Here is a 2882-nt window from a genome sequence, read left to right as displayed (position 1 = left end):
TGGCTTGCCGGCGATTGGGCTGCAACGCAGCCCCGGCTATCTCAAGTTGGAATGAGTTCGATCAGGCAGCACCGCCCCTGCACATCCAGCTCCAGCAACGCTTCGTTGCCCTCCAGCCGCAGGCAGTCATACAACCCCAGCCGCTGCGCCTCACGCCCAGCCAAGGCCACCTCGACCTGATTACAGGCCGCAAACAGCAACACCGTCGACGCCGAGGTGTACATTCGCTGGGTACCGTCCAGCCACTGCAACCGCGCCCGGTAACGCTGCGGCGCATAGATCAGGTTGAAATCCCGAATCGCACCGCCCAGCAACCTGCAACTGACCTGGCTCTCGCCACTGAAGGCAAATGCATCGCAGGCCAGCAATGGCCGGCTGGCCTGGCCGTCCACCACCAGGCGCATGCCGTCGCCCTGCAGCACAGTGATGATCCGCTGGTAACCGGCAAACGTGGAAAAGCCGCCCGAGTCCTCGATATCGGCGATCGACAGGCGCCAGCCGAAGCCGTCCAGGCCTTCGCCGCTGTCGCGGGTGATTTCTTCAGTGAAACCGCCACCGTTCTTCCATGGCATGCGCGGGTAATCCTGCGCGCGCAACACCTGCAACTGGCTCATTTGCTGAAACGCCCCTCCAGGCGATGACGGGATCCGGGGTGGATCAACCGCGCGGCAGTCACCGGCTGGCGGCCCGACCAGGTGCGGCGCCGAATCAGCAGGCAAGGCTCGCCCCGCTCGATCTGCAACAGCCGGCATTCCTCCGGCTCGGCGAGGATCGCCTCGACCACGTGCTCGCCTTCGGTCAACGGCGCCACCTGGGACAGGTAGGCGTAGGGCGTCTGCCGGGTGAAATCCTGCTTGAGGTAGTCGGGGGCGATCGCCGCATTGACGTAACGGTCCTCGATCTGCACCGGCACGCCGTTCTCGAAATGCACGATCAGCGAATGAAACACCCGCTGGCCCTCGCGCATGTCCAGGGCCAAGGCGCGCTCCGAGCCGGCCGCTTCCTCGGTGAGGGTGATGACCTGACACGTATGCTTGTGGCCACGGGCGGCAATTTCGTCGGCGATGTTGTTCACCTCGAACAGCGCCGACCGACCTTTGGGCTCAGCCACGAAAGTGCCCACCCCTTGCATGCGCACCAGCAGGCCTTCGGCCGTGAGTTCACGCAGGGCGCGGTTGATGGTCATGCGGCTGAAGCCGAGCTCGTTGACCAGCTCGCTCTCCGAGGGGACCCGGTGATGCGGCGGCCAGCTGCCGTTGTCGATCTGCTGGACGATCATCTGTTTGACCCGCGCATACAGCGGCGCCGGGCCCTCGCCCATCTGGGCAACCAGCGCGGAGACAGGAGGTGTCGGCACGGCGTTGGATCCTTGTGCGAATTTAATGGGCTGTAGCTTGCCGCAGTTTACCCGGCAGGCAAACGCCTGTATATGTATATACAAGCTAACAATTACAGGATTCGCACCATGCCCGCCTACTTCGCCGAACGTGCCCTGCTGCCCAGCGGCTGGGCCCGCCATGTCCGCATCGAGGTCGCCGGCGATGGCTACGTGGCCAGTATCGAGCCAGGGGCTGCGCCCGAGGGTGCCGAACGGCTCGCCGGGCCCTTGGTCCCCGGCATGCCCAACCTGCACTCGCATGCCTTTCAGCGCGCCATGGCGGGGCTGGCCGAGGTTGCTGGCAACCCCAACGACAGCTTCTGGACCTGGCGCGACCTGATGTACCGGCTGGTCGGCCAGATCAGCCCAGAACAACTGCAGGTCATTGCCCGGCAGCTGTACATCGAGATGCTCAAGGCCGGCTATACCGCGGTCGCCGAGTTTCACTATGTGCACCATGACCAGGCCGGCAAGCCCTACGCCGACCCCGCCGAGTTATCCCGCCGCATCAGTGCGGCCGCCGCTGACAGTGGTATCGGCCTGACCTTGTTGCCGGTGCTGTACAGCCATGCCGGGTTCGGTGGCCTGGCGCCGAACCACGGCCAGCGGCGCTTCATCAATACCACCGACCAATACCTGCAACTGCAGGCTCAGCTGGCCCCCGCGCTGGCCACACAGCCCGCGCAGCGCCTGGGCCTGTGCTTCCACTCGCTACGGGCGGTGGCGCCGGTGCAGCTCGCCGAAGTGCTGGCGGCCAGTGACACGCAAGCACCGGTGCATATCCATATCGCCGAGCAGCAGAAGGAAGTCGACGACTGCCTGGCCTGGAGCGGCCTGCGGCCCCTGCAGTGGCTGTATGAGCATGTCGACGTCGACCGGCGCTGGTGCCTGGTACACGCCACCCACGCAGCTCCCGACGAGGTCGCAGCCATGGCCCGCAGCGGCGCGGTGGCAGGCCTGTGCCTGACCACTGAAGCCAACCTGGGCGACGGGATTTTCCCGGCCGTGGAGTTCCTGGCCCAGGGCGGGCGCATGGGCATTGGTTCAGACAGCCATGTATCGCTGAGCGTGGTCGAGGAATTACGCTGGCTGGAATATGGCCAGCGGCTGCGTGACCAGCGCCGCAACCGCCTGTATCGGGGTGATCAGCCAATGGTCGGGCGCACCCTGTATGACGCCGCGCTGGCGGGCGGCGCCCAGGCGCTGGGGCAGCCAATCGGCGCGCTGGCCGTGGGCAAACGTGCCGACTGGCTGGTGCTCGACGGGCAGGACCCTTACCTGGCGATGGCCGAGGGTGATGCCATCCTCAACCGCTGGCTGTTTGCCGGCGGCGATCGCCAGGTGCGCGATGTGATGGTGAATGGGCAGTGGGTAGTGCGCCAGGGGCGGCATGCACAGGAGGAACAAAGCCGGGTGGCCTTTGCCGAGGTACTGCGGCAGTTGCTGGGGTAATGCAGGGCCATCACCAAGCTTGAGAACTGTGTAGTACCTGTGGGAGCGGGCG

General features: G+C 65.6%; 3 protein-coding genes. 1 reads left to right on the top strand and 2 read right to left on the bottom strand.

Annotated elements, in window-relative coordinates; all coding sequences use genetic code 11:
* Nucleotides 1–41: 41 nt before the first annotated feature.
* Both G1E_RS26960 and hutC read right to left on the bottom strand, forming a co-directional pair.
* Nucleotides 42–614, bottom strand: a complete 573-nt coding sequence (locus G1E_RS26960) for a HutD family protein (RefSeq protein ID WP_009683255.1) — start codon at nt 612–614, stop codon at nt 42–44.
* Nucleotides 611–1321: a histidine utilization repressor gene (hutC, locus tag G1E_RS26955; protein ID WP_154211989.1), complete on the bottom strand. Its 711-nt coding sequence runs from the start codon at nt 1319–1321 to the stop codon at nt 611–613. Before hutC ends, G1E_RS26960 begins: the two co-directional genes overlap by 4 nt.
* Before the next feature lie 144 nt (nt 1322–1465).
* Between hutC and G1E_RS26950 the strand changes: the two genes are divergently transcribed.
* The gene (locus tag G1E_RS26950) at nt 1466–2830 is read left to right on the top strand and encodes a formimidoylglutamate deiminase (protein ID WP_047150294.1); all 1365 of its coding nucleotides are present in this window, start codon (nt 1466–1468) and stop codon (nt 2828–2830) included.
* Nucleotides 2831–2882 lie beyond the last annotated feature (52 nt).

Origin of the sequence: Pseudomonas sp. TJI-51 (assembly GCF_000190455.2) — a bacterium.
GTDB lineage: Bacteria > Pseudomonadota > Gammaproteobacteria > Pseudomonadales > Pseudomonadaceae > Aquipseudomonas > Aquipseudomonas juntendi.
This window is presented reverse-complemented; position numbering and strand designations above follow the sequence as displayed.